The organism is Lysinibacillus fusiformis (assembly GCF_003049525.1).
GTDB lineage: Bacteria > Bacillota > Bacilli > Bacillales_A > Planococcaceae > Lysinibacillus > Lysinibacillus fusiformis.
On record NZ_PYWL01000023.1, the window covers coordinates 23,505 to 30,376 of the forward strand.

General features: G+C 35.0%; 9 protein-coding genes. 6 read left to right on the forward strand and 3 right to left on the reverse strand.

Features of this window, described 5'->3' with window-relative positions; genetic code table 11:
• Positions 1–189 precede the first annotated feature (189 nt).
• Together C9J29_RS23370 and C9J29_RS23375 are read left to right on the forward strand one after the other, a co-directional pair.
• The gene (locus tag C9J29_RS23370; RefSeq protein ID WP_036196607.1) at positions 190–399 is read left to right on the forward strand and encodes a hypothetical protein; all 210 of its coding nucleotides are present in this window, start codon (positions 190–192) and stop codon (positions 397–399) included.
• 176 nt (positions 400–575) lie between these two features.
• The gene (locus C9J29_RS23375; RefSeq protein ID WP_089986434.1) at positions 576–854 is read left to right on the forward strand and encodes a hypothetical protein; all 279 of its coding nucleotides are present in this window, start codon (positions 576–578) and stop codon (positions 852–854) included.
• Between the two features lie 54 nt (positions 855–908).
• On the opposite strand, the gene C9J29_RS23380 is transcribed toward C9J29_RS23375, so the two are convergent.
• Positions 909–1,400 (reverse strand): hypothetical protein, encoded by a 492-nt coding sequence (locus tag C9J29_RS23380; protein ID WP_008177884.1) that lies wholly within the window; start codon positions 1,398–1,400, stop codon positions 909–911.
• A gap of 151 nt (positions 1,401–1,551) precedes the next feature.
• On the opposite strand from C9J29_RS23380, the gene C9J29_RS23385 reads away from it, so the two are divergent.
• The 4 genes from C9J29_RS23385 to C9J29_RS23400 all read left to right on the forward strand — a co-directional run bounded on the left by C9J29_RS23385 (position 1,552) and on the right by C9J29_RS23400 (position 5,779).
• Positions 1,552–1,701, forward strand: a complete 150-nt coding sequence (locus C9J29_RS23385; RefSeq protein WP_237068916.1) for a hypothetical protein — start codon at positions 1,552–1,554, stop codon at positions 1,699–1,701.
• Positions 1,702–1,856: 155 nt separating this feature from the next.
• A complete protein-coding gene (locus C9J29_RS23390; protein ID WP_174804744.1) occupies positions 1,857–2,630 on the forward strand; it encodes a nucleotidyltransferase domain-containing protein in 774 nt (257 codons plus the stop codon).
• Positions 2,631–3,007: 377 nt separating this feature from the next.
• Entirely contained in the window at positions 3,008–4,489 is a 1,482-nt protein-coding gene (gene mqo, locus C9J29_RS23395; RefSeq protein WP_008177877.1) for a malate dehydrogenase (quinone), read from the forward strand.
• Between the two features lie 213 nt (positions 4,490–4,702).
• Positions 4,703–5,779: an ankyrin repeat domain-containing protein gene (locus tag C9J29_RS23400; RefSeq protein ID WP_107922873.1), complete on the forward strand. Its 1,077-nt coding sequence runs from the start codon at positions 4,703–4,705 to the stop codon at positions 5,777–5,779.
• 110 nt (positions 5,780–5,889) lie between these two features.
• Here the strand turns inward: C9J29_RS23400 and C9J29_RS23405 are convergent, their stop codons facing one another.
• Together C9J29_RS23405 and C9J29_RS23410 are read right to left on the reverse strand one after the other, a co-directional pair.
• Positions 5,890–6,171, reverse strand: coding sequence for a hypothetical protein (locus C9J29_RS23405; RefSeq protein ID WP_089986431.1), 282 nt, complete (start codon positions 6,169–6,171; stop codon positions 5,890–5,892).
• The gene (locus C9J29_RS23410) at positions 6,168–6,827 is read right to left on the reverse strand and encodes a hypothetical protein (RefSeq protein ID WP_089986430.1); all 660 of its coding nucleotides are present in this window, start codon (positions 6,825–6,827) and stop codon (positions 6,168–6,170) included. Before C9J29_RS23410 ends, C9J29_RS23405 begins: the two co-directional genes overlap by 4 nt.
• Positions 6,828–6,872: the final 45 nt, after the last annotated feature.

A 6,872-nucleotide genomic window follows, 5' to 3' on the forward strand; every position in this document is an offset into this window, starting at 1 on the left:
AAAATAAGATTGCAAGCGACATAAAAGGAATAACAATGAGACGTCGAGGAAAGAGCCTTCACGATAATCTTCGTAAAAATAAAAAATTTATTGTACATGCATTCTTTTTACATGGACAAACTTTACAGTGAGAAGTTTTAAAACGCATGAATGTTTAAAAGCTTCTCAAATAATTAGTGGAGGATGGTTATGTCAAATATGAATACAAATCGTAAAGATGCTAAAGCAAATGAAACGAGAAGTGCAAGCATAACAAACCAACCTCGACAAAAGCTCCAGGAAGAGTTTGGTTCTGAATTTGAACTTGATACATCTTCAGCACAGGTTAATAATTTTGCTGAAACTAAAGGAAAAACAGGTATCAAACAACCAGTCAGTGAGCGTACTGCGTGGCACTAGTTTAGATTTGACAACTATTCAACACATCGAGAAGAACTAGGGTAGATACCTTAGTTCTTCACTTATAGCCTGGGAAATATTGTGTTATCTAATATACTTTCCATACATATTTTCTGAGCATTTCATAATACTACATTTGAACAATGAAAACTTTTTAAAGAAGGGAAGAGAGTAGATTGGCAAAACACTCAGATACAAGTTGGAAGCAGGATCATCCAAGTACATTATTTAGTAACTCGGTGCAAAAGGCGGATCGTATGTTAAAGCATGCGAAATCACACCCTGAGGAAATGGCTATCGAGCATGCCTTTGATCAAATCAAACATGCAGAAAATGCACGTCTCAATGCAGAGCAATATGGCGAGCATTTGGATACAGTGCAGCAAAATAAAGAATATCTAGAGCAAATCAAGCAGCAGCTACATGAAATGAAAGAAAATATGTCTGGACAGTAGCAAACAAAAACGGCTTAAGTTCAAGTGGATGGACTTAAGCCGTCAAACTTTTTCTTAACACCAAACGATAATCTCATATGGGGTAGTTTGGGCAGGTATACTTCTAGTAGTAGGACCATACATAACAATCAGGTTTCGATTAGCAGGGCTTTTGGTAAAAGGTTGCCCATTTTTAAGTGACATAACGATTGAAGGGGACAGGTTTAATTGTAATTGCCCATCGCTACTCACCAATTGTTGATTAAAAAAATCTACCTTTACGTTTTGGAAGTTATTTTCTTTTACTACAATTAATGCACGATATTGTGGTGGATAAATCATAGGTACAGGTGCATCCCCATCATAATACCCAGTGACCCATTCACCAGCCGTAACTACTTCTTGATTCACAAAATAAGTAGAAGGAGAAATGACAAAGTTGACAACTCCGCCTACACCATCTTCCACACTCATCATTTTATAACAACCATCCCTGTCCCCATTTTGCCCCACTGGAAAATCACTAATTTGTGTAATGACACCACGAAAAGATTTAAAATTTACCATAGCCATTCCCTTCTAAAATCATTCTTGTTCCTTCATTTAATTTATGTCGCATTGCAGACTGAGGTGACACACATAAATAGGGATTACTATTTTGTATGATCCTCATCTATACTTAAATATGTTTACTATAAAGTTAGAGGAGTGGAATCTATTGAAGTGGATTTCTAAAAATAAGAAAGTCTTTTTAGCAGTAGCAGTTGTTGTAATGATCATTGCGGGCATACTCGATATCAAATATGAAGGATTATTCTATCAATTTTTGCCAACATCCATGCAAAGTTTTTTATCTGATCTATTTTAATAGTGGCTCCATATCAAAATCCTTCAAGAAATACACTCTCGAAGGATTTTATTGAATACATTCGTTATTTATAGGAAGTTGCAGCAATCATTCAAAAGCAATTGTCGGGGGATTGCTAGGTTTTGAAGGAAATAAATAATAAAGAGGGGAAATGGATGACGTTGGCAAATTGGAGAAAAGCACTCGAAACATTTTTGAACGATTGGCAGGGCAGAGATGAAGTAGTTGGCGCGTTAGTATGTGGGAGTTATGTTACAGGACATCCTTCCGAACGATCTGATATAGATGTACATATTATTTTATCAAATGATGTGAAATGGCGAGAAAGAGGTAATCAAATAGTTGATGGCTTTTTGATTGAATACTTTGCTAATCCACCAGGTCAAATTCGGCGATATTTCCAAGATGATTTTAATAAACATAGGACCATGTCGATGGTACAATTTCAAACAGGGCAAATTTTATTTGATTATACTGGAATAATAAATGAATTAAAATTAGAGGCATATGCATGGCAAGAGAAAAATTATGAAACAATTAATAAAACGGTTCTAGAATTAAAAAAATATGGATTATGGGATATGTTGGATAATACAAAAGACTGTTATGAGCAAAAGAGAGGAGACTTTATCTTTGTTTATCATCATGCATTAGCGACTTTGTTTATGGAGTATGGACAGTTTTTAAATGTGGATACGATTCCTACTTATCAAATCCATGCCTATCTTGTAGATCCTATCTACCTGCAAAAGTATATGAAGTCAGCCTTTCCTGATGAGCACTTTAAACAAATGTTTCTGCATGCTCTGAAAGAGAGCAATACTGAACAGATGTTGGAATCATTGGAGGCATTGGTTAGTTATGTGTTAAAACAAATGGGTGGTTTTTGTATAGATGGCTGGCATGTAAAAAGCCCAATAGAAGGTTAATCTGCCTCATTCTGATATGAGACGCGTGTCAGTTTTTATGTTACTATACAGATATAATAATAAAAGAGAATATATTTTTTATGAAAATGTCAACCATTTTTAGGTCCGTTATTCCATAAAACTTAAAATATCCTAGTTTTGTGTCTAATAAAAAATGAGTTTTTTGCTTGAATTATGATGATAAAGGCTCGAAAAAAGCTGATAACTCTCATATAAATAGTTGATATTTTATTCTTGAACTAATTGTGATAAACTGCAATAAGGTAATAATTGATACAGAAATGGTGTGCTCCGAGGTTGCTCCATGGCTTACAGTACTTCTAAAGCAGGAGTGCTTACATCCTTTCTGCAAATCTTAACATATAAGGAAGGTAAAAATGAGTAACAGACAAATAAAATCAGATGTTATCTTAATTGGTGCCGGAATCATGAGTGCAACTTTGGGAACAATACTCAAAGAATTAGCACCAGATTGGAAAATTACAGTGTTTGAAAAGCTTGAGAAAGCAGGAGAAGAAAGTTCTCACGAATTGAACAATGCGGGGACTGGACATGCTGCACTATGTGAGCTGAACTACACTTCAGAGAAAAAAGACGGATCAATCGATATCAAAAAAGCGATTAATGTTAATGAACAGTTCCAGGTTTCAAGACAATTTTGGTCTTATCTTGTAAACAATAAGCTGATCAATAATCCACAAGACTTCATTATGCCTTTACCACATATGAGTTTAGTGCAAGGGAAAGAAAATGTTGAATTTCTTAAAAAACGTCATGAGACAATGATCCAAAATCCTTTATTTGAAGGAATGGAATTTTCAAATGACCCTGAAACACTAAAAAAATGGATTCCACTTATTATGGAAGATCGTCCTGATGGTGAAGACATTGCTGCAACAAAAATTGACACGGGTACAGATGTTAACTTTGGTGCTTTAACACGTATGTTAATTGACCACTTAAAAGCAAATGACGTGGATGTTAACTACAATCATAGTGTTGAAAGTTTAAAACAAGCTAGTGATGGTTCATGGGAAGTACGTGTGCATGATTTAGACGGCTGTAAAATGGAATATCATTCAGCAAAATTTGTCTTCCTTGGAGCTGGTGGAGGAAGCCTAGAATTACTACAAAAATCAGGTATTCCTGAAGGTAAACATATTGGTGGATTCCCAATTAGCGGTTTATTCCTAGCATGTAATAACCAAGAAGTATCTGAACAGCATCATGCAAAAGTATACGGAAAAGCAAAAGTGGGTGCTCCACCAATGTCAGTTCCGCATCTAGATACACGTTATATTGATAATAAGAAGTCGTTACTATTTGGACCATTTGCAGGTTTCTCACCGAAATTCTTAAAAACAGGTTCAAACATGGATTTATTTGCCTCTGTAAAACCGCATAATATTACAACTTTATTAGCGGCAGGCGTTAAAGAAATGGGATTAACAAAATATCTAATCCAACAACTTATGCTTTCAAAAGAGCAACGTATGGAAGAATTACGTGAATTCATTCCAAATGCAAAGAGTGATGATTGGGATATTATCGTAGCGGGTCAACGTGTACAAGTTATTAAAGACACTGAAGCAGGCGGTAAAGGAACACTTCAATTTGGTACAGAGGTTGTAAGTGCAGCCGATGGATCAATTGCAGCTTTACTTGGAGCTTCACCAGGTGCTTCTACAGCTGTACATGTAATGCTAGAAGTTATTAATAAATGTTTCCCTCAACATATTAAAGAGTGGGAAGCAAAAATTAAAGAAATGATTCCTTCTTACGGTTTATCATTAGCAGAACACCCAGAGCTTCTGAAAGAAATTAATGCAACAACAGATGAAGCACTTCGTTTGAAATAAAAATCAATTATATAGATGTTTAAAAAGCTCTTAATCCATTTGCGATTAGGAGCTTTTTTATGGTCATCTTTTCCTGGGAAATTTTCAATAAAAAGCTCCCTTTTTAATATAAATTTTATTGTTTGGTATTCATTGTAAGTATTATGCCCCGTTGTTTAATAGGATGTTATTTTCTATACTTTTTATAAGCATAGGAAGGGAGCCGAGCATTAGATGATTAAATTAAAAGATATTGGAACATTTCAGGAAATGCCCGAAATTGCCATGCATATTTATACTGGTAATATAGCTGCATTACAAGTTGCAAAAGTAAATGGCTGGGATATTGAAGAAGATATTTTTTTAAGTAAGCACATATCATTAAGTCCCTTAGATCTAGCATTGATTGCTCAAAAGTTGGATGTTGTAAAGCTATTAATCGACTATCATGTTAATTTGAATGTTGATCAAAATCCTTCTTTTTTAAGAGCTGTTCGATATTGTAAGGAGAATATAATCCGCTATATCGTTTCACATGGGGCAAAATTAGATGGAAATAATCGCGTTGGATCTGGTGCCTACTCGCAGGCCTACTATGGTAATAAGAAAAATATCCCGCTCATTCATGAACTTGGGCTTGATATAAAACAATATGGTGGGGCAGTATTACGTCAGGCTGTATCAAATTATGACAAAAATATGGTTACCTATTTACTTGATCAAGGGGTAGATATTAATTATCAAAAGCCTGATATGGTTTATCCGTATGAGCCTACACCATTAACGATTGCGACACGTATGGGTCATATAGCTATGGTGAGGTATTTAGTTGAGCGGGGGGCTGATATTTCATTAACAGAGAAGGATGGGGAAAGAGCGTACAACATTGCAGTAAGTATAAAAAATATAGAGATAGCTCAATATTTGAAGGCGTTAGAACCTGCTGAGCTTCATCATATAGAAAATAAAAAATATGAATTAAAAAAATATAAATTACCGAGTGAGCTGCTCAATTTTCTGACAGATGATCAATTACAACTTAAGCTTGCAGTCAATAATTATAATATTCAATACATCGATTTTTTCAAACTGACGGAAACAATTGAGATGAAAGTTGGCGGTCAAAAACTGCTCCGTATTTCAGCTACTATCGATCAGTACTCTGATTTGCAATTAGTATGGAACCCAAAGGGACAGGTAGGTTGTTACGATTTGGAGCATGAGGTATATGCAGATTTAAGTAGTTTTACAGATTTCCGCGCTAGGCCAGAAATGTATCTCATTCAATTTCTTGAAGGGGAACTCTCATAATACAGTAAAATTTACTTCGTGCGTTCCCTATTTCATGATAAGCGGTCAAGTCATACAAAATAAGCTAGTAGAAGAGCGTTAAAGTACTATTCCTTTAACGCTCTTCCATATTAATTTCTGATTTTCGAGAAGCAAAAAGCTATAGAACGTTTGACATACCTTGCACAAAAGAATAGCAGTATGGCTACTAGCAATGCTAGAGGAATGCTTAATGTAACGGGTAATTCTACACCATACCAAACGTTCATCTTAATTTGATGAAATCCAAATGTTCTTAAAAAGCCAGCTAATAGGGAAAGAATGCCACTTAACAATAAGCCAGCGTACAATACGGACAATACAACTAGTGCTAATGAGCCAAAAAAAGCTTGTAGCCATTTTAGCAATATCACTCTTTTTCCCTCCGTATAATGTGCTGCACCTTTGCGTTAGAAGCAATAGTATAGTCATCTGAATAGTACAGTGTTTCAATATGACAATTTTCTCCAACTGTAACAAAATCACCTTCCACAATTTTTGCTTTGGTATAGGCTAGTTTCAAGTGTTTGCCGCTAATAGTATGGCAACTTAATTTTTTCTTCAAAAATGAAAGTAGTGTGACCCTATCCTTTTCCACAAAAATATTTTCAGCGGATAACAGGTGAATTTCACTCTCTCCTGACAATTTTAAGTGAAAATGCTCAGCCGTTATTTCTGCAGCTTTTACAATTCCAATAGCATCGAGCTTCTCGCACTGTAATTTCTCTTCAGCTACCAATTTTCCAGAGCTATTAATCTTTTGAATATGACCACTACGTATTTTTATGTTACCCGCATTCATTAGCTCCTCCATTTCGCAATAATCCTTTAAAGTACAAGAACCTGTACTAGTAAAGGATTGGACGATAACAGGGAAATAAAAGGAACTATGGCCATGAGTAGATACCTTTTTTAGACGTACTTCTTGTTGGATTGCTACAGCTCCTCGGATATTTAATTGCTCGTAATCAGCATCTAGATTTTTAATACGACCATTTGTTAGGGTAAGGGTACGAAGGTTTTGAAACATAAAAAGTCACCTCATTATAATTTAATTAATATATATTTTAATTAT

Excerpts from the sequence above, each read along its gene's own strand:
- mqo (WP_008177877.1), top strand. The coding sequence starts at position 3,008 with ATGAGTAACAGACAAATAAAATCAGATGTTATCTTAATTGGTGCCGGA.
- C9J29_RS23390 (WP_174804744.1), top strand. The coding sequence starts at position 1,857 with ATGACGTTGGCAAATTGGAGAAAAGCACTCGAAACATTTTTGAACGAT.
- C9J29_RS23370 (WP_036196607.1), top strand. The coding sequence starts at position 190 with ATGTCAAATATGAATACAAATCGTAAAGATGCTAAAGCAAATGAAACG.
- C9J29_RS23410 (WP_089986430.1), bottom strand. The coding sequence starts at position 6,827 with ATGTTTCAAAACCTTCGTACCCTTACCCTAACAAATGGTCGTATTAAA.
- C9J29_RS23380 (WP_008177884.1), bottom strand. The coding sequence starts at position 1,400 with ATGGTAAATTTTAAATCTTTTCGTGGTGTCATTACACAAATTAGTGAT.
- C9J29_RS23400 (WP_107922873.1), top strand. The coding sequence starts at position 4,703 with ATGATTAAATTAAAAGATATTGGAACATTTCAGGAAATGCCCGAAATT.